Annotated in this window: 22 protein-coding genes; 13 read left to right on the forward strand and 9 right to left on the reverse strand. The window is 59.4% G+C overall.

Going from position 1 to position 19,272, the window contains the following annotated elements:
- Positions 1–328 (forward strand): ribonucleotide-diphosphate reductase subunit beta (locus DBR46_RS02045; RefSeq protein WP_003237905.1); only part of this gene is annotated, 328 nt, incomplete at its 5' end.
- Between the two features lie 247 nt (positions 329–575).
- A complete protein-coding gene (locus DBR46_RS02055) occupies positions 576–1,223 on the forward strand; it encodes an HAD-IB family hydrolase (RefSeq protein WP_124525069.1) in 648 nt (215 codons plus the stop codon).
- 183 nt (positions 1,224–1,406) lie between these two features.
- On the opposite strand, the gene DBR46_RS02060 is transcribed toward DBR46_RS02055, so the two are convergent.
- Both DBR46_RS02060 and vapB read right to left on the reverse strand, forming a co-directional pair.
- The gene (locus tag DBR46_RS02060; RefSeq protein WP_124524817.1) at positions 1,407–1,811 is read right to left on the reverse strand and encodes a type II toxin-antitoxin system VapC family toxin; all 405 of its coding nucleotides are present in this window, start codon (positions 1,809–1,811) and stop codon (positions 1,407–1,409) included.
- Entirely contained in the window at positions 1,804–2,043 is a 240-nt protein-coding gene (gene vapB, locus DBR46_RS02065) for a type II toxin-antitoxin system VapB family antitoxin (protein WP_124524818.1), read from the reverse strand. The genes DBR46_RS02060 and vapB overlap by 8 nt, the downstream gene beginning before the upstream one ends.
- A gap of 297 nt (positions 2,044–2,340) precedes the next feature.
- Here vapB and DBR46_RS02070 point away from each other — a divergent pair, with 297 nt between their 5' ends.
- A complete protein-coding gene (locus DBR46_RS02070) occupies positions 2,341–3,288 on the forward strand; it encodes a hypothetical protein (RefSeq protein WP_124524819.1) in 948 nt (315 codons plus the stop codon).
- A 105-nt stretch (positions 3,289–3,393) separates the two neighbouring features.
- Positions 3,394–3,774, forward strand: a complete 381-nt coding sequence (locus DBR46_RS02075; RefSeq protein WP_124524820.1) for a helix-turn-helix transcriptional regulator — start codon at positions 3,394–3,396, stop codon at positions 3,772–3,774.
- 23 nt (positions 3,775–3,797) lie between these two features.
- Here the strand turns inward: DBR46_RS02075 and DBR46_RS02080 are convergent, their stop codons facing one another.
- The 3 genes from DBR46_RS02080 to DBR46_RS02090 all read right to left on the reverse strand — a co-directional run bounded on the left by DBR46_RS02080 (position 3,798) and on the right by DBR46_RS02090 (position 7,315).
- Positions 3,798–5,288: an amidase family protein gene (locus tag DBR46_RS02080; RefSeq protein WP_124524821.1), complete on the reverse strand. Its 1,491-nt coding sequence runs from the start codon at positions 5,286–5,288 to the stop codon at positions 3,798–3,800.
- A gap of 134 nt (positions 5,289–5,422) precedes the next feature.
- Positions 5,423–5,872, reverse strand: a complete 450-nt coding sequence (locus tag DBR46_RS30660; protein ID WP_305955590.1) for a hypothetical protein — start codon at positions 5,870–5,872, stop codon at positions 5,423–5,425.
- A 384-nt stretch (positions 5,873–6,256) separates the two neighbouring features.
- Positions 6,257–7,315: an MBL fold metallo-hydrolase gene (locus tag DBR46_RS02090; protein WP_124524823.1), complete on the reverse strand. Its 1,059-nt coding sequence runs from the start codon at positions 7,313–7,315 to the stop codon at positions 6,257–6,259.
- A gap of 123 nt (positions 7,316–7,438) precedes the next feature.
- Here DBR46_RS02090 and DBR46_RS02095 point away from each other — a divergent pair, with 123 nt between their 5' ends.
- The 4 genes from DBR46_RS02095 (at position 7,439) to DBR46_RS02110 (ending at position 11,488) form a co-directional block, all read left to right on the forward strand.
- The gene (locus DBR46_RS02095) at positions 7,439–8,065 is read left to right on the forward strand and encodes a TetR/AcrR family transcriptional regulator (RefSeq protein ID WP_124524824.1); all 627 of its coding nucleotides are present in this window, start codon (positions 7,439–7,441) and stop codon (positions 8,063–8,065) included.
- 186 nt (positions 8,066–8,251) lie between these two features.
- A complete protein-coding gene (locus DBR46_RS02100) occupies positions 8,252–9,310 on the forward strand; it encodes a diguanylate cyclase (protein ID WP_124524825.1) in 1,059 nt (352 codons plus the stop codon).
- A 262-nt stretch (positions 9,311–9,572) separates the two neighbouring features.
- Positions 9,573–10,892, forward strand: coding sequence for a PAS domain-containing methyl-accepting chemotaxis protein (locus DBR46_RS02105; RefSeq protein ID WP_124525070.1), 1,320 nt, complete (start codon positions 9,573–9,575; stop codon positions 10,890–10,892).
- A gap of 77 nt (positions 10,893–10,969) precedes the next feature.
- The gene (locus DBR46_RS02110; protein ID WP_124524826.1) at positions 10,970–11,488 is read left to right on the forward strand and encodes a DUF1003 domain-containing protein; all 519 of its coding nucleotides are present in this window, start codon (positions 10,970–10,972) and stop codon (positions 11,486–11,488) included.
- A 98-nt stretch (positions 11,489–11,586) separates the two neighbouring features.
- On the opposite strand, the gene DBR46_RS02115 is transcribed toward DBR46_RS02110, so the two are convergent.
- Positions 11,587–12,471, reverse strand: a complete 885-nt coding sequence (locus DBR46_RS02115; RefSeq protein WP_124524827.1) for a LysR family transcriptional regulator — start codon at positions 12,469–12,471, stop codon at positions 11,587–11,589.
- 80 nt (positions 12,472–12,551) lie between these two features.
- On the opposite strand from DBR46_RS02115, the gene DBR46_RS02120 reads away from it, so the two are divergent.
- Together DBR46_RS02120 and DBR46_RS02125 are read left to right on the forward strand one after the other, a co-directional pair.
- A complete protein-coding gene (locus DBR46_RS02120; protein WP_124524828.1) occupies positions 12,552–13,250 on the forward strand; it encodes a CTP synthase in 699 nt (232 codons plus the stop codon).
- Positions 13,247–13,567, forward strand: a complete 321-nt coding sequence (locus tag DBR46_RS02125; RefSeq protein ID WP_124524829.1) for an antibiotic biosynthesis monooxygenase — start codon at positions 13,247–13,249, stop codon at positions 13,565–13,567. The genes DBR46_RS02120 and DBR46_RS02125 overlap by 4 nt, the downstream gene beginning before the upstream one ends.
- Before the next feature lie 143 nt (positions 13,568–13,710).
- Here DBR46_RS02125 and DBR46_RS02135 read toward each other — a convergent pair whose 3' ends face one another.
- Positions 13,711–14,034, reverse strand: a complete 324-nt coding sequence (locus DBR46_RS02135; protein ID WP_124524831.1) for a DUF2025 family protein — start codon at positions 14,032–14,034, stop codon at positions 13,711–13,713.
- Between the two features lie 232 nt (positions 14,035–14,266).
- Here DBR46_RS02135 and DBR46_RS02140 point away from each other — a divergent pair, with 232 nt between their 5' ends.
- Both DBR46_RS02140 and DBR46_RS02145 read left to right on the forward strand, forming a co-directional pair.
- Entirely contained in the window at positions 14,267–15,394 is a 1,128-nt protein-coding gene (locus DBR46_RS02140; RefSeq protein WP_124524832.1) for a glycerophosphodiester phosphodiesterase family protein, read from the forward strand.
- A complete protein-coding gene (locus tag DBR46_RS02145) occupies positions 15,395–16,048 on the forward strand; it encodes a helix-turn-helix domain-containing protein (protein WP_124524833.1) in 654 nt (217 codons plus the stop codon).
- Here the strand turns inward: DBR46_RS02145 and DBR46_RS02150 are convergent.
- Positions 16,040–16,903 (reverse strand): sterol desaturase family protein, encoded by an 864-nt coding sequence (locus DBR46_RS02150; RefSeq protein ID WP_124524834.1) that lies wholly within the window; start codon positions 16,901–16,903, stop codon positions 16,040–16,042. The genes DBR46_RS02145 and DBR46_RS02150 overlap by 9 nt on opposite strands.
- Positions 16,904–17,057: 154 nt before the next feature.
- Here DBR46_RS02150 and DBR46_RS02155 point away from each other — a divergent pair, with 154 nt between their 5' ends.
- On the forward strand, positions 17,058–17,363 hold the full coding sequence (locus DBR46_RS02155) for a PepSY domain-containing protein (protein ID WP_124524835.1): 306 nt from the start codon (positions 17,058–17,060) through the stop codon (positions 17,361–17,363).
- A gap of 138 nt (positions 17,364–17,501) precedes the next feature.
- On the opposite strand, the gene DBR46_RS02160 is transcribed toward DBR46_RS02155, so the two are convergent.
- Entirely contained in the window at positions 17,502–19,130 is a 1,629-nt protein-coding gene (locus DBR46_RS02160) for a methyl-accepting chemotaxis protein (protein ID WP_017737098.1), read from the reverse strand.
- Between the last annotated feature and the right edge of the window lie 142 nt (positions 19,131–19,272).

The raw sequence follows: 19,272 nt of genomic DNA on the forward strand, positions 1-19,272 counted from the left end.
GATCAAAATCGAAAACCCACACCTGTGGGATGCCGAGATGAAGGAAGAAGCGACCCAGATGATCCTGCAAGGGACCCAGCTGGAAATCGAATACGCACGCGACACCATGCCGCGCGGCGTGTTGGGCATGAACGCAGCGATGATGGAGGACTACCTCAAGTTCATCGCCAACCGTCGTCTGTCGCAGATTGGCTTGAAGGAAGAATACCCAGGCACCACCAACCCGTTCCCGTGGATGAGCGAGATCATGGACTTGAAGAAAGAGAAAAACTTCTTCGAGACCCGTGTGATCGAGTACCAGACCGGCGGCGCGCTGAGCTGGGATTGATTCCGAAGCCAAGCTGCATCAAGAAGCCCTGACTCGTTCAGGGCTTTTTTATGCCCCGTGTTTGGCCATTTCTTGAAGCACATCGCACCAGACACCGCGGTCATAAGGGTTCGGATCGCACCAGCAATGCTGTAGCCTTGTGCCCCTATTGCCATCAGCCATTGATACGCGAGCAAACGCCTGCTGTCACAGCTGATGCACTTCCAAAAAAATTAGATAGGACCGAGGCCAACCCGTGAACCCAGACATGCTCGAAGCCGGCCCCGCTGATGCCAAAGTACTTTCCGTCTTTGACTTCGACGGCACCCTGACCCACCACGACAGTTTTGTGCCGTTCCTCAAGTTTGCCTTCGGCAAGGCTGAGTTCTGCCGGCGCATGGTGAAGCTGGCGGTGCCTGGGCTGCGGTTTTTGTTGCGGCTGACCAGCCGGGATGAGTTGAAGGCGCAGTTGATCCGCACCTTTATGACCGGCGTGGAGAAGGCTTGGGTGCAGCAGCAGGCGCAGGCCTATTGCCAGGCATATTGGAACAAGTTGATGCGCCCGAGCGGCTTGCAGTCGGTGGCGGATGAGTTGAAGTCCGGCGCGGTGGTGACGCTATGCTCGGCGTCACCGGCGCTAGTGTTGCAACCGTTTGCCGATCGACTGGGGATCAAGTTGATTGGCACCGAGCTTGAGGTGGTCGACGGGGTGTTGACCGGCAAGCTCACCGGGAATAATTGCCGGTGTGAAAACAAGGTGCTGCGCCTTGAAGCGGTGTATGGGGACCTGGGGGAGTATCGGCTACGGGCCTGGGGTGATACGCGCGGGGATCGGGAGTTGCTGGCGGCAGCGCAGGATGCGCATTTTCGGCATTTTCATACGAAGAAGAAAAAGCAGGCTCGGTTGCAGCGGTGATACCAGTGGGCGGGGTCGGCAAAGAAGACTGAGTCGATCCCTTCGCGGCCTCGCTGGGGCTCGACACACACATTTGATCGGTATAAGGCTGAAGGTCTGGCACTAGCATGGGGTGCTAGGGGTCTATGGCAGGTCGTTTTTTACAATCAAGCAGAGTTAACAAAAGCTGCTGGTTAAACAGCGCTAAGCCGCAATCCAGTTCTCTACAATCAAGCCATTTACTCGTTTGAACTCAGCTTCGTTGTTAGTCACGAGGACCAGTCCTGAGCTTCTAGCGTGCCCTGCAATATGAAGGTCATTTACACCGATTGGTGTGCCCTTCTTCTCGAGATCAGACCGGATCGAGCCGTAGTGAAAAGCGGCTTTGTCATCGAAATGTACGACGTCGAGCCGAGAAATGAAGTCCTCCACGGCTCGCGTATTTTTCTCAACGAACTGGCTTTTTTCTGCCCCATGCATCAGTTCTGCGAGGGTGATGGAAGAGATCACCATACGTCCCACGTTGGCATTGAATTTTTCCAGTACTTCGATGGGGCGACGCTTGATGATGTAGATCACAATGTTGGTATCAAGCATGTACTTAATCATCAAAGGACTCTCGCTCTTGCTGGGTCTGATCGGCGCGTTCCTCCATAAAATCATCAGATACCGATTGGCTTGCAAGAAAAAAGCTGTCCCAAGTGTTTTCAACCGGCGAGATAATCAGTTCGCGCCCAACGGCGCGGACCTCGACCGTTTTCACACCGGCAGGAAAACGCATGTCAGCAGGGATACGAATGTTTTGCGTCCGATTGTTGGTGAAGATTGTTCCGGAAGACATAAGGAACACCTCTCAGGGGTTGGAAAGACTGGGAAGAATGATAGTTTGCTCACGCTCTATTGCATAGCTCTATAGCAACCATCCGACGAGTGTCTAAAGCTTGAACACGTGATGCGGCCTTAACCCGTACAGGCAAACTGTCGCGTTGACGCAAACGACGAGTTTGACACGTTCCCGAATTGATCCCATTGCCGCCTCGCCTGGGCTCGACGGCTCCTACACTTAGATAGTTTTTATTGCTGATATTTAGGGCAAATCCCGCTATTAATAGCGAAACCACTCACGGACCCGAGCCCCATGAAATTCGACACGGCCTACAGCCTGAGTCTCGATGAAAAACTGTCGATCTACGACGTACGAGATCTGAATTTCGACGAAACCACCAATTTCGACTCCGACAAGGACCGCTTCCTCTGCCCCAACGATGAATGCCGGGCAGCATTCGATTCAGGCAATGCGTTGAGCACCTTCAACGCAAAAAACGTCAACTACCAGCGCACACCGCACTTCAAGAACAAGACCGGCACCCGGCATATCGACGGCTGCCGTTATGCCAGCACGCACAAGGCCGCATCGGGTGAAAGTGACGACGGGCGCGAGGACAATTTCCCATCAGAGTTTGTGCTCACGCGCCGCCAGTATGAGCGCAAAGCCCCCGTCGCCGGTGTTGAAGGAAACACCCCGCAAGATCCAACGAAAGCGCCTTCGAACCGCAGCAGCACTTCCCATAACGCCAGCGAGAGCACTCCAGACAAAACCAGCGTGTTCGCCCACCCGGTGGAATGCTTCGTGTCGAATATCGACGACAAGGACAAGCTTAAAAGCATGCCCTTGAAGATCGGCGACCATACCGCGACCTACTGGGCATTTTTCAAGAAGATCGAATACCTGCAAGATAACAAGGGCCTGATCTACTGGGGCAGGATCAAGGCGATCAAGGACTACACCAGCAGCTTTCGCATCGACTTTGAAAAGAAGGTGTGGCTCGACAAGAAGCCTTACTCGGTGAACGTCTACCTGAGTAAAAAACTGATCGAGAACTACCGCAAGCGCAAGGCGTTCCTGGAGCAGATCAAGGCCGCTGCGGACAGTGAACAGCCGTTGTATTGCTTCTTTTACGGCGTGACGCCGGAGCTGAAACAGGTACCCAGCAAGAAGAATCCCGAACAGACGTTCGGGGTGTTCAGCGTCAACATCGAAAACCTCGACCACCTGATTATTCGGGAAGCGCCAGGGGTGGAATAGCGGTTCACCGAGCGCCCATGAAAAATCCAGTTGATAGACGGTCAAAACAACTGTACAAAAACACAGTATAGTTTGCCCTCCCCCGTCAAACCCTGGAGAAACCCCATGTCCTCCCTGGCAATGAGCTCTTTCGTAGAACAGCAGATCGTCCTGCACCAATTCACCGCCAAGCACAGCGCACAGGCCCGCGCGATACTGGGCTGGAGCCGCGAAGACCTGGCCCGCCAGGCGGGTGTGGCGGTGGAGGCGGTGCAACGCTTCGAAAGCCACGCCGACGTGGAGGACGACATCCGTTTAACCCTGGCGTTTCGGCTGGAAGCCGAAGGGTTGGTGTTCTTCCCGGGGTTTGCGCCGGGATGGGGGATGAATGCACGCAGATCGCCCCCCACCCCTAACGAACCTGCCGAGCCAGGTATTATCTCGCGGCTGATGAGTTCAACAGCGGTATCGGTTGATTCACCCAGCCCTCTACCTAATGGTGCGTAAAGGGCTGGCGCATTGCCTACCGATCAAAGCTGCGGTTTAGTGGACACTTGAGCCGCCTGCTCATACCCATGGGCTACAGCGAGCAATGTGGCTTCGGACCTGTCGGTGCCGAAAAAGTAGGCGCCGGTCGGTAGGCCGTCATCATTCTTTCCAGAAGGCACGGTGATTCCGGGATAACCCGCTATTGCTACGCCGAAGTAACTATTCGTATCGAAATCCGACACCATGGCGTCCAGGTTTTCTTCTTTGATCGGATCGTCCACAGTGCTGCGAAAATCCTGGATGAGTTTGTCCCAACCCTCTTTGCGCTCTTGCGGCGTAAGGCTGGAGGTATTGATTTGCTTGAGCCCTGGCTGGTGGTCCGTCTCAGTGCCATCGCGGTCGTCGTTGAAATGGATCAACTCAGTCAGTGACTTGACAGGTAGCCCCTCGCGCGTGACCAGGTAGCGGTTCAGCTCTTCCTTAACGTCCGAAAGCAGCAGGTCCTCGTACTGCGATGCGTCTGCCAGGCGCAGATTGACCGGTACCAATACCGCGCCTTGCTCGCGAAGCACTTCCAGGGTTTTGCTGAATTGCGGGCTGTTTTCCACCGACAGGCTTTCGCCGTCCTTGGTAAACGTCGCGGGGTAACCAATCCGCTTACCTTTCAACGCACCCGGGACCAGCAATTGGGTGTAATCGATCCCTGACGAGGCTGTCGGACCTTCAGGGTCACTCGACATGGCGTTAAGCATCAACGCAACATCGTGTACCGAACGGGCCATTGGGCCAGGCGTATCTTGCCTCTGGCTAGCAGGAATAATCCCGTCACGATCCAACAAGCCAACACTGGGTTTAAGCCCCACTACGCCATTGAATGCCGCCGGTACGACGATCGAGCCATTGGTTTCGGCACCAACCGCCAAGGGCGCCAACCCCGCCGCAACCGCTGCAGCCGAACCAGAACTGGAGCCGCCAACATCGGCGTCCGGGTGGTGCGGGTTGCGTGTTTGCCCGCCCCGGCTGCTCCAGCCATCAGGCCCCCCGCGAAAACCAGCTAACTCAGTCATATTGGTTTTACCCAGGATCACTGCGCCCTGCTTGATCAGGTAATCGACGAGCGGAGCATTCTTGCCGGCAGGCGTACCCACGAGGCCAAAGGCACCTGCACTGGTTTGCATGCCCGTGGTTTCGATGGTGTCCTTGAGCAAAATGGGAATGCCATGCAATGGCCCGCGAACCTTGCCACTGGCGCGCTCAAGATCCAACTCGCGTGCGGTCTCCAATGCCTCGGGGTTGAGTTCGATCACGGACTTCAATTGCGGGTCCAGCGTACGAATACGCTCTTGCAGAAAACTGACCAGATCAACCGACGTCATCCCGCCAGGCCTGCTCATCTGCTCACCCAGTGCACGAACACTCGCGTATTCGGTACCAGGAGGGACTGGTTTTACAACCATTGGGGAAGGGCCTACCACCGCATGCTGGACAGCGCGCTGGATTAACGAATACATACCATAAGCAAAGCCCACCATAAGCGTCTCCTGAGGTCAAAAAAAACGAAGGATCAGGTCGATCCGTCCGTAGTCTAAAAACCCCAGCCCTCACACGCGGCCAGCCAATGACCACTCACCGCGTGGGAGGATTCAACGCGTCCCGTAGTTATCCACTACATACCAGCAACCTGCTGGCGATACGCCTGAACCAGCGCCGCCAACGAATCCCGCGACCACCTCGCGCCATAAAACCGCAGTTGCACTCCCTCTTCCAACGGCTCGCAGAGGCTGGGATACCCGCTCAGGCATGCATCATGAAACGCGTTGCTCAGGTCGTCGGATACCAGGGCATCAAGGCGATGCCGGGTCACGAGATCATCGATTTCGTTTATGACCTGCAAGGTGAACTCAACGCTGTCGTCCGCACGTTGTGCATCCACCGCAACCAGTTGCGCGCCGGCTTGGCGCAGAGTGTCGAAGGCTCGGCGCAAGGCGCTGCTGTGTTCGACAGGTTCGGCATGACCACCGCGCACATACCGCCCGACAAAACCGATACGCCAACCGGCCAACATCTGGGTAGCGGTGAAGCTGGTGTTGTTCAACACCAGCGGAACTTCCACCATGACAGGCCCTGTGGGCTCGATACCGCTCAGGGCGATAAGTGATAACGAAGGATCCCGCACAGTTCTCACCTGCGGAGGCAACGCGTTGTATCCCGGAATACGTACAGCGCTGTCGGAGTGCTCGGCACCAAAGACGATACCGGAAGGGCTCGCAGGGTTGATTTTCACCGGGGAGGCTGCAGGCTCAAGACAGGCAGGTTCCAGAGAAACTGGCGACACCACCCCAGGCCGACACGGCGTGCCCAGCTGCCATTTTTTCTTACAGTCGAGTTCCATCAGCACCGCCCCCGAAAAATGAAGTTTCCGGGATCATCGCACTCTCAGCTGACACTTGTCGCAGGACTGAAACACCCTGAAAAATCCTTTTTTCCTGCGCACTGCACCTTAGCCAGCGGCCGGTTCCTGCACGCCTTGAGTCTCCACCTCCAACCACCACGCGTGCCCACGCTCAGGCTGACTCAAGCTGAACGCCTGGCCCATCGCCGGCGTGGTGATCGACACATTGCGCTCCCACGCCAGGGCCATGATGCGGTCGAAGGGTTCGTGCCAGGCATGGAACGCCAGGTCGAACGTGCCGTTGTGAATCGGCAGCAGCCAGCGCCCCTTGAGGTCGATATGCGCTTGCAGGGTCTGCTCCGGCTGCATGTGTACGTGGGGCCAATCAACGTTGTAAGCACCCGTTTCCATCAGCGTCAGATCAAACGGGCCGTACTGCTCGCCGATGCGTTTGAAGCCATCGAAGTAGCCGGTATCACCACTGAAGAAAATCCGCCGCGCGCCGTCGATCATCACCCATGAGCACCACAGGGTCTGGTTGCCGTCAAACAAGCCACGCCCGGAAAAATGTTGCGCAGGCGTGGCAACAAAACGCACGCCATCGACCTCACTTCCCTGCCACCAATCCAGCTGCCGCACCTTCGCGGGATCGACGCCCCACTTGACCAGAATGTCGCCCACACCGAGCGGTGCCAGAAACCAGCGGGTCTTCTCGGCCAATTGGACGACAGCCTTGTGATCAAGATGGTCGTAATGATTGTGGGAAAGAATCACTGCCTCCAGCGGTGGCAGCTCTTCAAGGCTGATGGGAGGCTGATGGAAACGCTTGGGCCCGGCCCAACTGAACGGCGAGGCACGCTCGGCGAACACCGGATCGGTGACCCAGAACTTGCCACGCATTTTCAGCAATACGGTGGAATGCCCAAGGCGAAACACGCTGTGGTCAGGGGCGGCCAGCAGTTGCTCACGGGTCAGCGGTTGCACCGGGATCTTGCCCACCGGTCGCGTACTGCGCGGCTTGTTGAACAACATGTTCCAAAAAATGCGCAAGGTCTTGCCAAACCCACCGTGCTGCACGGGAGCGTCGTTGCTGAAGTGGCTGTGTTCCTGCTCGGCAGGCTTACGCGCCTTGGACGAAGGGGCAACACGGGATGAGATCGTGGCCATTACCAGGTGACTCCTACGGACCGCTCAAAAGTTACACTGCACAGTGTAGTTTCAAGATTGCAACAAAAGCCGGAACAAGTAAACTACCGAGTGTAATTTTCCCGAAAGAGCCCAACAACCGCCATGACTGCCCCTCAACGCCTCACCGACCGCAAACGCGAAGCCATCGTGGCCGCCGCCATCGCCGAGTTTCGCGCTAACGGTTTCGAGGTCACCAGCATGGACAAGATCGCCGCCACCGCCGGCGTTTCCAAGCGCACCGTGTACAACCACTTCCCGAGCAAGGAAGAGTTGTTCGCCGAAATCCTTCACCAGCTCTGGGCCAGCAGCGTCGCGCAACTGGACGTGAGCTACACCAGCGACCGCCCACTGCGCGAACAATTGCGCGGGTTGCTACAGGCGAAGATGACCATGATGGCGGATGCCAATTTCCTCGACCTGGCCAGGGTCGCCATCGCTGCCACCATTCACTCGCCGGAACGTGCGCAAGATATGGTTACCCGCCTGAGCAAACGTGAAGAAGGTTTTACGCAGTGGGTCCGCGCCGCCCAGGAAGATGGCCGGCTCAGTTGCACCGACCCGGCTTTCGCTGCCCACCAGATCCAGAGCCTGCTCAAGGCGTTTGCGTTCTGGCCCCAGATCACCCTCGGCCAACCCACCCTCGACGCCGCCAACCAAGCCAGCGTGATCGAGTCGGCCATCGACCTGTTCCTGGCCGGCTACGAAGTGCGCCCCGCTAAGCCGTTGTAAACCAATCGTCGAAACGACATCACGGGTCGCTTTTGACGCATTCGCCCTCTGTTTTGCGCAAATGGCCTGTAAGGCCACTGATTATTGCGTTGCAAATAACTGACAATAATCAACGTATTATCCGATCAACGGTGAACCCGGGATCGCGCACTGTTGCATCTGCAAAATTGAGCTGACTCAGAATCTATGGAAAACAGACAGGGCAAAGGACTTTCGTTTGCCAAGCGTATCTACAAGCCAAGGATTATTGGCCTGGGCATCGGCAGCATCAGTGTCGCCGCCGCCCTATACCCGCTGGCCATGCCCGGCTGGATCTGGGCGTTCCTGCTGTTCAACGGCTTTGCCTGGGCGCACGTGGCGTATCAACTCTCAACCCGTGCCCAATTCCCCTACCAGGCCGAACAACGCAACCTGCTCTACGACTCGTGTTTCGGTGGGTTCTGGGCGGCTGCCACCCAGTTTACGCCCCTGACCGCCGTGACAATCCTGTCGATGATGGCCATGAACAACGTCGCCGCTGGTGGCAAGCGCCTGTTCCTGCGCGGCCTGCTGGCACAGGCCGTTGGCGTCGCCGCCGCATGGCTATTGTTCGGCGCCCGATTCAATGCGGATGTCAGCCTGCTCCAGGTCTATGCCTGCCTGCCGATGTTGACCCTCTACCCCATGGCCATCGGTACCGTCTGCTATCAATTGGCGATAAAGCTGTCAGAACACAAGCGCGCCCTCAGCGCGCTGAGTCGCACCGACAGCCTCACCGGCCTGCTCAACCATGGTTCCTGGAAAGACCTGCTGCACATCAAGTTCCACAAGTGCCAGCAACAACAGAGCCATGCCACCATCGCCCTGATCGACATCGACCACTTCAAACAGATCAATGACACCCACGGGCACATCGTCGGTGACGCGGTCCTGCGCCAACTGAGCCTGGAACTGCGGCGCAACCTGCGGGAAAACGACTTGGCCGGGCGTTACGGTGGCGATGAGTTCTGTGTGATTCTTCCGCAAATGCCGTTGGAAGATGCCGCGCAAGTGATGGAGCGCATGCGCGAAACATTCGGCAACTACCGCAACCCGCAAATTCCTGAATTGCGCGTGAGCTTGAGCATCGGCCTGGCCGATTTCCAGCCCTGCTTCAGCGATGCCGCCATGTGGCTCAACGCCGCGGATCGTGCGCTGTACGCCGCCAAAGCCAGCGGCCGCAACCGGGTCAATGTCAGCGACTTTCCCGTCGCCCATTCGGCCTAAGTTGTCCTACGACACCTCGTCTGAATTTCCTACCCACCGCCCACGGCGATAGCATAATGCCGCCATTGGTCGCCTCCGGTGAAAAGTGCCTGCCCCTGGCCGAACTTCTGACGCACCGCGCGACTCTGAAGCCGTTGTTCCACCCCTGCTGTCAGCACCCGGAAGCTGACAATGAGCACGTCAACCGTAGCGTCAGGCGCTCTACGGGGGCAGGCGACTTTGCATGGATAACCCCGAAGCTTGCTTGCCCGAGCACCCGAATATGCTATTCAACGCCCACAAAAAAACCATCGCTACCCTGCAACACACGGTGGCGCAACAGGCCAGCCTGCTGGACGCCATCGAGCGCTCCATGGCGGTCATCGAGTTTGACCTGCAAGGCAACGTACTGCGGGCCAACGACAACTTCCTCAAGGCCATGGGCTACCGTGCCGAACAGATCCTGGGCCAATCCCACCGGCTGTTCTGCACGCCCGTATTCGCGCGCAGCGCCGAGTACAGCCAGTTGTGGACGAACCTGCGCAATGGCCAATTCCAATCCGGCACGTTCGAACGTGTGGCGGGCACCGGTCAATCGGTGTGGCTTGAAGCCAGCTACAACCCGGTACGTGACGAGGCCGGCCGCGTGGTCAAAGTGGTGAAGTACGCCATGGACGTCACACCACGCATGCAGGCCGAAAGCGAAGCCAACGCCAAGTTGGATGCCATCGGCCGCGCAATGGCGGTGATCGAGTTCAACCTCGACGGCACCATCATCACCGCCAATGAAAATTTCCTACAGCGCATGGGCTACAGCCTCACCCAGATCCAGGGCCAGCATCACCGCCTGTTCTGCACGCCGGAATTGGCCAACAGTTCGACCTACAGCGACTTCTGGCGACGCTTGAACCAAGGCGAGATGTTCAGCGGCCAGTTCGAACGCCTGGATAAACAGGGCCACACCGTGTGGCTCGAAGCCAATTACAATCCGGTGTACGACGCCAGCGGACGCCTGTGCAAAGTGGTCAAGTTCGCCTCCGACGTCACCGCCATGGTGCAACAGCACAGCGCCGACGCAGCCAGCGCGGCCCAGGCCTATCACATCTCCCTGAGCACCCGCGACATCGCGGAAAAAGGTGCCGAGGTGATACAGCAAACCGCCAGCGGCATGCGGGAAATTGCCGCCGACATTGACGGATCCTCCCAATTGATCGCCAAGCTCGGCGAGCGCTCACAGCAGATCACCGCCATCGTCAATACCATCCGTGGCATCGCCGACCAGACCAACCTGCTGGCGCTGAACGCCGCCATCGAAGCCGCGCGAGCCGGCGAGCAGGGCCGGGGATTTGCCGTAGTGGCCGATGAAGTACGGCAACTGGCGGCACGCACCAGCGGTTCCACCGCCGAAATCTCCAGCATGATCGCGATGATCCAGGACGAAACCCGCCAGGCCATCCACAGCATGGACGGCACCCGCGACCGCGCCGCGCAAGGGGTCGACCTGGCCAACCGCGCCGGCACGGTGATCCTGCAGATTCGTGAAGGCACCAGCGAGGCGGTACAGGCGGTGAGTGCGTTCGCCAATGAACGCGGCGGCAGCTGACCCGATCTTCATGCGTAGGGGCCGAGGGCTCGGTCTATAGTGATTGCCTGTCTCTATGTTGATGATCCGAGCCCGCCATGACCCCAGATAAACCCGAAGTCGACCACCTGCGTTTTCACCGCCCCCACGCCCACCTGGCGCCGACCTTTGGCAACGACACCTTTGCCCTCAAGGCCGAAGCCTTCGCGCGGTTCTTCGGCACACCGACCTTCCTTGGTGCACAGACCGCCATCGTGGTGTTGTGGGTGGTGCTGAACATGACCGGCGTCACGCACTTTGACGTGTACCCGTTCATCCTGCTCAACCTGGCCTTCAGCCTGCAATCGGCCTACGCCGCGCCGTTGATCCTGCTGGCCCAGACGCGCCAGGCCGCACGCGACAAAGCCCAGTCCGACGCCGACGCGCAGCATCGCGAAGCCTTGGCCGTGGCCAACACCGAACGTCAGGCCCAGGCCGCGCAGACCACCAAGCAGTTGCTGGAATTGCTGGAGCAAAACACCCGCCTGACGGAAATGACCAAACAACTGACCGAGCGCATCGAAACCCTGACGTGTGAAATGCACGAGCAGTTCGTACGCAAACCCCAAGACCACTGATGAACCCTTGTGGGAGCGGGCTTGCTCGCGAAGGCGGTGTTTCAGTCACCTGATGTACTGGCTGACCCACCGCTTTCGCGAGCAAGCCCGCTCCCACATTAGATTTGTGTTGTGCTTACGGCCTTGCCCAACTCATCAAACAACGTCACCACCGAGCGCAACGCCCGGCAATCGGGGCGGGTGAGCAGCCACAGCGCCGTATCATGCCCGGCCAACGCCGGTCCCAACGGTTGCAACCCGTCATCCAACAAGAAATCCGGCAACGCCGCCACGCCCAGTCCTGCGCGCACCAGTTCGCTGACCGACAACATGCTGTTGCAGCGGTAACTGAGGCGTACACCCGGCAAATGCTCGCGCCGCCAGACGACCGTCGGGTGATCCGGCAGGAAGTCGTCCGGCGCGATCCACGCCAACTCAGCCAGCTCACGGCCCGCGTGCTGGCGGGCATAAGCCGGACTGGCGCAGACCTGATAGGCGACCTCACCGAGGCAGCGTCCTACAAGATGTTCCGGCGGTGTCTTGGTCAGGCGCAAGGCAATATCTGCATCGCGGCGGCTGAGGTTGGCGAAGTCATTCGAGGTACTCAGTTCCAGGGTCAGCGCCGGGTAATCCGGCATGAACTGCGCCAGCGCCGGCAGCAACAGACCTTGCAACACCGAGTCGGTACAGGTCAGGCGCACGGTGCCGCTGATCACTTCACCGCCCTGCTCCACGCCAATGCGCGCCGCCTCCAGGGCTTGTTCGGCACGCTCGGCCTGCTGCGCCAAGTCCCGGGCCAGGCTGGTGGGCAGATAGCCCGTGCGGTTTTTTTCAAACAGAGTCTGGCCCAGCGCCGCCTCCAGGCGCCGCACCGCGCGAAACACCGTAGACACATCCACACGCAACAACCCCGCCGCGCGCGCCAGGGTGCCACCGCGTACCAGCGCGAGGATCAGCGACAGGTCCGCGTGTTCGATTTGATAGTGCGTTACTGCATTGAACATATGGGTAAATGCCAATATTGATTGCGCTAACGCCAATCTATAGTGCGCTCCAGGACACCACAAGCCATGGGATGCACACGATGATAAGCACGACGCTGAACCTCGCCCTGATCGGCGATTACAACCCTGAGGTGACCGCACACCAGGCCATTCCCGTGGCACTGCAACAGGCAGGCGACTCACTCGGCCTGACGGTTCACCTGCATTGGCTCGACACCGATACACGCCCGTCATTGCATGGCTTCGACGGTTTCTGGTGCGTGCCCGCCAGCCCCTACCGCGACCTCGACGGCGCACTGCGGGCGATCCGTTTTGCCCGCGAGCAGCGGCGACCTTTCCTCGGCACCTGTGCTGGTTTTCAACACGCGCTGCTGGAATATGCGCGCAACGTATTGGGTTGGGCGGATGCCGAGCATGGCGAGTTGGCACCCGACGCCAAACGCGCCGTGATCGCACCTTTGAGCTGCGCGTTGGTGGAAGCTGTCGACAGCGTGCGTTTGGTGCCCTACACCCGTATCGCCGAGGCTTACGGCTCGTTGGATCTGCACGAAGGTTACCGTTGCCGCTATGGGGCAAACCCTGAGTTTCTGCACGCCCTGCTGGACGCAGACTTGATTCCCAGCGGCCACGACTCGAACGGCGACCTGCGCGCGGTGGAATTGCTCGACCATCCGTTCTTCATCGCCACCCTGTTCCAACCCGAACGCGCTGCGCTCAAGGGCATCACCCCGCCGCTCGCCGTGGCGTTGCTCAAGGCTTGCCGGGCGGTGTCGGCATGATCGCCAACACGCCTGCCCCGCCCTACTACGCGGTGATTTTCAGCTCGCTGCGCACCGACGGTGACCACGGCTACGGCGAAGCCGCCACGCGCATGCTAGAACTGGCGCGTAAGCAGCCGGGGTTTCTCGGGGTGGAATCGGCGCGGGAGGATGGGCTGGGGATTACGGTGTCGTACTGGAAAAGTGAGACGGCGATCCTGGCGTGGAAGCAGCACGCCGAGCACCAGGCGGTGCGCGAGCAAGGGCGGGCCCGTTGGTATTCAGCGTTCCAGACACGGGTGTGCAAGGTCGAACGGGCCTACACATTCCAAAACTGAACTGTGGGAGCTGGCTTGTGTGGGAGCGGGCTTGCTCGCGAAGACGGAGTGTCAGGCAACAGATTTATTGGCTGACCCACCGCTTTCGCGAGCAAGCCCGCTCCCACATTTGGATCTTCATAAGGATGAAGATGTGTGGTGACTTAACTGACCAAACTACGCAACGCACTGATCTGCGGAATCTCCACCCGGCGCATATACACCCGCAGCGGCTCGCTGATGTTGATGCGGTCGTCGATATTCTGGTCCAGCAGTAATTGGATACGCTCGCGCGACAAAGTCATGGTGTCGTCCGTGGCCGGCAGCCAGACAAACTCGGCGGTGGGGATGATGCCGTCATCGGCCACGTCCATGCCAAAGGAGTCTTCGCTGAAACGCACGATGTATTGGCCGGTCTTGCGGTTCAGGCCAACAAACCCGTGGAGTTGGTCAGCGGCCTGGCAGATAAGCTCGGAAGTGATGCGCATGGTAAACCTCACTGAAAAGTCCCACTGGGACTGGAAAGATGGTTTACACGCGTGGCAGAAATGGATGCCCTCTAACGGAGCAGCTCTGCGCAAGATTACTGCAATGCACCACAAAAAAACCGAGAAAATTGACGCCCACGCACGTTAATGTCGGTTTGGTGATAGCGCCATTCGCAATCAATTGTTAAAAAGGAGGCCTTCTAAAAGCTACCTCCTCGAAAGGACTTCGCATATGCCTGTCACGTTCACCAAGAGCGCCCTGCTGCTCGCACTGATGCTGGGCCTTGGCCAGGCACAGGCTGCCGACCCGATCAGCCCGGCTGAATTGGCAACCAACGCAGGCATTCCATACCCGGCGGTCATCGCCCACCGTGGCGCATCCTACGACGCTCCCGAATCCACCGCCGCTGCTTACAAAGTCGCCCGCGACCTGGGTGCCGACTACCTGGAAATGGACTTGCAGCGCAGCAAGGACGGCGTGCTGTTCGCCCTGCATGACAACAACCTGCAGCGCACCACCGACGTGGCCACCAAGTTCCCCGAGCGCAAAGACGCGCCGGCCAACGAATTCACCTGGAAAGAACTGCAAACCCTCGACGCTGGCAGCTGGTTCAACGCCGCCTACCCCGACCGTGCGCGCCCGGGTTTTGTCGGCCTGAAAATCCAGAGCCTGGACGACATCATCAAGATCGCCGAAGGCAACCCGCAGCACAAACCCGGCCTGTACATCGAGACCAAGGAGCCCAAGCAATTCCCGGGCATCGAAGCCGACCTGAAAAACAAGCTGTTGGATAAGGGCTGGTTGAGCTCCGCCGGTTCCAAGCTGGGCAAGAGCAACACCGGCGTCGGCCAGGGCAAGGGCCGCGTGGTCCTGCAAACCTTCGAAAAATCCAGCCTGGTCGAGCTGCAGAAAGAAATGCCAAACACCCCGAAAATCCTGCTGTTGTGGGTCGGTGAAGGCAGCATCGAGCCAAAATCCAAGCAGACCTTCGCCGAGTCCGGCGAAACCACCAAGGCCGCCTACTACGCCAAGCAAGAGCCAAAAGACGCCGCCGAGTTCGAGAAGTGGGTAGACGAAGCCAAGAGTCTGGGCGCCATCGGCACCGGTCCTTCGGCGGAGCTGACCGCGCACGGCGATCAAAGCTATTCGGACCTGGTCAAGCCAGAGATGAACAAGCTGACCCACGACAAAGGCCTGCTCGTGCACGTCTACACCGTGGATGAGCCGGTGGACTTCGACAAAGTGATGAAGGCCGGCGTCGATGGCATCTTCACCAACCGCGCCGCCGAACTGTTGAAGTTCTACAAGCGCTGGCCGTCGTCCAGCGTGCAAGACCTGCTGAACGACTATAAGTACTGAGTGAAGGCCGAATGGTCGGGCCGCTTGTGGTTGGGCCGCGACTACGGCCTGATCCTCGGCGAGCTGGGGCGCACCGCGCCCCATGCGCACTATGCGCATCAGGTGATGTGCAGCACGGGCTCACCGATCACGGTCAGCCTGGATGGCCAGGTCACCACGGCCCATCGCCTGTTTATCCCTTCGCGACACACCCACGCCATTCTTGAAACACAGGGCGAGGTAACGGTGTTGTATGCCGAACCTGCCGTGTTTGATATCGCCCCTTTGCTGCACGCGGACCTGTCCCTGGAAGCCTTGCGCCAACTGCCCCGGCGCAGCCTGGATGACCCGCGCCTGGAACGCGCCCTCAGCGCCCTGGATCAACAGCTGGGCGGCAAGGTGTCGGCCCAGGCGTTGGCCGAGGCGGCGCACCTGTCGCTCAGCCAGTTGGAGCGCCTGTTCAGCCATCGCCTCGGCGTGCCCGTGCGCCGCCTGGTGCTGTGGCGACGGCTGCGTGTCGCCCTGCAACTGGCCCTCGCCGGCAACACCTTGACCCAAGCCGCACACGGCGCGGGTTTTGCAGATTCGGCGCATTTCTCGCGGACCATGAAGCAATTGTTCGGCGTCACGGCAGCGGCGTCATTGCGCCAGTTGGATGTGCAACTGCTAGCGTAGCGCGTCAGGCAACGGCGGTTCCTTGCCAGTGCGTACCGGCATAAACGGATCACGCAATTGCGCGCCATAGTCCCGCGGAAAATCCGGGCGGCTGCCAATCCCCAGATCCCCCGGGCCCATGCGGTAGTCATCACGGTAAAACGCCGTGCCCAGCAGCCAATCCCACAGGTTGAAAAACAGGCCGAAATTCACATCCCCGGCGCGGCCGTACTTCATATGGTGGAAGCGATGCACCGGTGCCCAGGCGAACACCCAGCGCAACGGCCCCAGGCGCATATCGACGTTGGAATGCTGCAACAGCAGTTGCACGGCAATCGCCAACGCAAGCAACAGTGCCACGTCCAGGGGAATGCCCAGCAAGATCAGCGGCAGCAGGCCTGCCGTGGCTTCGAGCATTTGGTGCAAGGGATGTTTCATCAAGCCGTTGAAACCATAGAACCGCTGCACACTGTGGTGCACCGCATGCAAACGCCACAACGGCGCGATGCGATGGCTGGCGTAGTGCATCAAGGTGATGCCCGCGTCGGCCAGCACGATGGCCATCAACAGCTGCTGCCACAACGGCCAGCCACGCGGCCAGATGCCATCGAACGCCAGCAACGCCGTGAGCCCCGGCAGGATCAACAGGCCCAAGGCGTTGAGGCTTTCGTTGACCAGCGCGTGCAAGGTGTCGCGGCGGCGATCGCCCAGGCTGCGATTCCACTGCGGTTCGTAGGGCAACCACTGTTCCGCTAGGAACGACACCGCCACCGCCGTGGCAAAGATCAACAGCAGCCACTGCGGCTGGCAGAGTGCCCAACCGATAAAGCCCAGCAGAAATGCCGGCGCATAGATCCAACTGACTAACCGTTTCATCCGAGTCTCCCTTCAAGTGAGGACCCAGCATGAAATCCCGCGCGCCCGGCGGATTGAACAAACTGCGCAACCGCTTGAATTAATTAAGGGTGAATTAAGTTGCGCTGGCTAACCTGAGGCCACTTAAACAGCTCACCCGAAAAGGACACACACCATGAAAACCCTGACCGCTTTGTTCGCCGCCACCGCCTTGACCCTGACCGCCGGCCTCGCCCAGGCCGACGTGCGCCCTGACCAGATCCCAGGCCTGTTGCAGTCCGGTGCGGTGAAGCCTTTCGAGCAACTGAACAAAGCCGCCCTGGCCAAACACCCCGGCGCCACCATCAATGACACCGAACTGGACGACGAAGCCGGTCGCCTGGTCTACGAAGTGGACCTGACCGACACCACGGGCAAAAAGTGGGACGTCAAGCTCGACGCCAAGACCGGCGAAGTGCTGGAAAACAAACTGGATACTTGATCAAAGCGCAGAACCCCATGTGGGAGCGGGCTTGCTCGCGAAAGCGGTGGGTCAGTCAACAACTATGTGACTGAAACACTGTATTCGCGAGCAAGCCCGCTCCCACACAAGCCCGCTCCCACATTTTTTTGTACTCCGTCAGGCACCCAACCGCGCCGTCACCTCATTCAACTCCCCCGACAAACCTCGCAGGTTCAGACTCGCCGCTTCCGTACGCTGCACGTTATCCATATTGGCCGTGGCCACCGTGGTGATCTGCGTAATGTTGCGCGAGATGTCCTCGGCCACCGAAGTCTGCTCCTCAGCCGCCGTGGCAATCTGCCGGTTCATGTCACGAATCGCCTCCACCGCCTCGGTGATATGCGCCAGCATGGCGCCCGCCTGGGTCACCTTCTCGACACTTTCATCGCTGCACGACTGGCCGCTGACAATCGCCTCGGCCGCATCCACCGCGCCGGTTTGCACCGCGTGGATAATCTGGTTGATCTCGATGATCGACGCCGCCGTGCGTTGCGCCAGCGAGCGCACTTCATCGGCCACCACCGCAAAACCACGGCCTGCTTCGCCGGCACGCGCCGCTTCAATCGCCGCGTTCAGCGCCAGCAGGTTGGTCTGCTCGGCGATTGCGCGAATCACTTCCAACACCTTGCCGATGCGCACGCTGTCGGTTTCCAACTGACGGATGATGGTGCCAGTGTTGAGGATTTCGTTGCGCATCTGGCCGATGGTGGCGATGGTGATTTTCATCACTTCGCCGCCTTCGCGGGCCGAGTGATCCGCTTCATCGGCGGCGCGTGAAGCGCTGGCGGCGTGGCGTGCGACTTCCTGGGCCGTGGCCGACATTTCGGTCATGGCCGTGGCCACCTGGTCGGTGCGGTTGAACTGCTCGTGGGTGCCGGCGCTCATCTGCCCGGCGATGGAATTCAACTCGCCGCTGGCGCTGACCAGGTCGGTGGCGCTGCGCTGCAAACGGCTGAAGGTTTCGGCGAGAAAGTCGCGCAAGGTGTTGGCGGCGGCGGCCAGGTGCCCGAGTTCATCCTGGCGACGGCTGGCCACCCGCTCGGCGAATCGGCCGTGACTCAGTTGGGTCACGTAGTCGATCAAGCCGCGAATCGGCAGGATCAAGTTACGGTTGATCAACCACAGGCTGAACAGGCCGATCAACACACCCGACAGCAGCATGATCGCCAGACCGACGATCACCGTGCGCTCGGCGTAGGCACTGATGGCCAGGGATTGTTTCGCACCTTGTTCACGCAGGTCGCTGACCAGCGCGCTCATCTGATCACTCGCAGCACGGTCCACGCCTTTGACGGCGGCGTCGCCGGCCGTCGCATCGCGGCCAGCGGCCACATAAGCGTCGCGGCCTTTCTGGTAGGCCACGCCGAGTTGCTGGTGCTCCTCGCGCAGGGCTTCGATACGGCGGCTCAAGGTGGCATCGTCACGGGTCTGGGCGACCAGCCGGGTGAGGATGCCTTGCACATCACGCTGACGGTCCTGGAACTGGCCCCAGTATTTGTCCATGTCTTGTGGCTGCTTGCCACGCAGCAGGACGTTTTTCCATTCCTGCACTTGCACCTTGAATTGCAGGTTGGCCTCGTCGATCAGCTGTGAGGTCTGCAATGGCCCGTCGATCAAACTGCGATAACTTTGCACCCCGTTGGAGAGGAAGTTGAAACAGGCCAGGGCGATCAACAGCATCGCCAGCAAGCTGCCACCGAGCAGCGACAGGATTTGTGCTCTCAAGGAGGTTCGCAAAACATTCATCGGGGTAAAGCCTCGATACAGGGAATTGGTGCATGCACGCCATAACATCCCTGTCATCAATGGCACCGCCCATCCACAGCGGTTCTACCCGCTTGAATCGGCCGCGCCAGACGCTTCTTGAACGCTTCCTGATAAATGGTCA

Origin of the sequence: Pseudomonas sp. KBW05 (genome assembly GCF_003852405.1) — a bacterium.
Classification (GTDB): Bacteria; Pseudomonadota; Gammaproteobacteria; order Pseudomonadales; family Pseudomonadaceae; genus Aquipseudomonas.

What these genes read in the sequence shown, in the direction of transcription:
- DBR46_RS02095 (WP_124524824.1), top strand. Translation starts at nt 7,439, where the DNA reads ATGACTGCCCCTCAACGCCTCACCGACCGCAAACGCGAAGCCATCGTG.
- DBR46_RS02115 (WP_124524827.1), bottom strand. Translation starts at nt 12,471, where the DNA reads ATGTTCAATGCAGTAACGCACTATCAAATCGAACACGCGGACCTGTCG.
- DBR46_RS02055 (WP_124525069.1), top strand. Translation starts at nt 576, where the DNA reads ATGCTCGAAGCCGGCCCCGCTGATGCCAAAGTACTTTCCGTCTTTGAC.
- DBR46_RS02100 (WP_124524825.1), top strand. Translation starts at nt 8,252, where the DNA reads ATGGAAAACAGACAGGGCAAAGGACTTTCGTTTGCCAAGCGTATCTAC.
- DBR46_RS02080 (WP_124524821.1), bottom strand. Translation starts at nt 5,288, where the DNA reads ATGGTGGGCTTTGCTTATGGTATGTATTCGTTAATCCAGCGCGCTGTC.
- DBR46_RS02135 (WP_124524831.1), bottom strand. Translation starts at nt 14,034, where the DNA reads ATGCGCATCACTTCCGAGCTTATCTGCCAGGCCGCTGACCAACTCCAC.
- DBR46_RS02090 (WP_124524823.1), bottom strand. Translation starts at nt 7,315, where the DNA reads ATGGCCACGATCTCATCCCGTGTTGCCCCTTCGTCCAAGGCGCGTAAG.
- DBR46_RS02160 (WP_017737098.1), bottom strand. Translation starts at nt 19,130, where the DNA reads ATGAATGTTTTGCGAACCTCCTTGAGAGCACAAATCCTGTCGCTGCTC.
- DBR46_RS02120 (WP_124524828.1), top strand. Translation starts at nt 12,552, where the DNA reads ATGATAAGCACGACGCTGAACCTCGCCCTGATCGGCGATTACAACCCT.
- DBR46_RS02075 (WP_124524820.1), top strand. Translation starts at nt 3,394, where the DNA reads ATGTCCTCCCTGGCAATGAGCTCTTTCGTAGAACAGCAGATCGTCCTG.
- DBR46_RS30660 (WP_305955590.1), bottom strand. Translation starts at nt 5,872, where the DNA reads ATGGTGGAAGTTCCGCTGGTGTTGAACAACACCAGCTTCACCGCTACC.
- DBR46_RS02110 (WP_124524826.1), top strand. Translation starts at nt 10,970, where the DNA reads ATGACCCCAGATAAACCCGAAGTCGACCACCTGCGTTTTCACCGCCCC.
- DBR46_RS02155 (WP_124524835.1), top strand. Translation starts at nt 17,058, where the DNA reads ATGAAAACCCTGACCGCTTTGTTCGCCGCCACCGCCTTGACCCTGACC.
- DBR46_RS02060 (WP_124524817.1), bottom strand. Translation starts at nt 1,811, where the DNA reads ATGATTAAGTACATGCTTGATACCAACATTGTGATCTACATCATCAAG.
- DBR46_RS02070 (WP_124524819.1), top strand. Translation starts at nt 2,341, where the DNA reads ATGAAATTCGACACGGCCTACAGCCTGAGTCTCGATGAAAAACTGTCG.
- DBR46_RS02125 (WP_124524829.1), top strand. Translation starts at nt 13,247, where the DNA reads ATGATCGCCAACACGCCTGCCCCGCCCTACTACGCGGTGATTTTCAGC.
- vapB (WP_124524818.1), bottom strand. Translation starts at nt 2,043, where the DNA reads ATGTCTTCCGGAACAATCTTCACCAACAATCGGACGCAAAACATTCGT.
- DBR46_RS02105 (WP_124525070.1), top strand. Translation starts at nt 9,573, where the DNA reads ATGCTATTCAACGCCCACAAAAAAACCATCGCTACCCTGCAACACACG.
- DBR46_RS02150 (WP_124524834.1), bottom strand. Translation starts at nt 16,903, where the DNA reads ATGAAACGGTTAGTCAGTTGGATCTATGCGCCGGCATTTCTGCTGGGC.
- DBR46_RS02140 (WP_124524832.1), top strand. Translation starts at nt 14,267, where the DNA reads ATGCCTGTCACGTTCACCAAGAGCGCCCTGCTGCTCGCACTGATGCTG.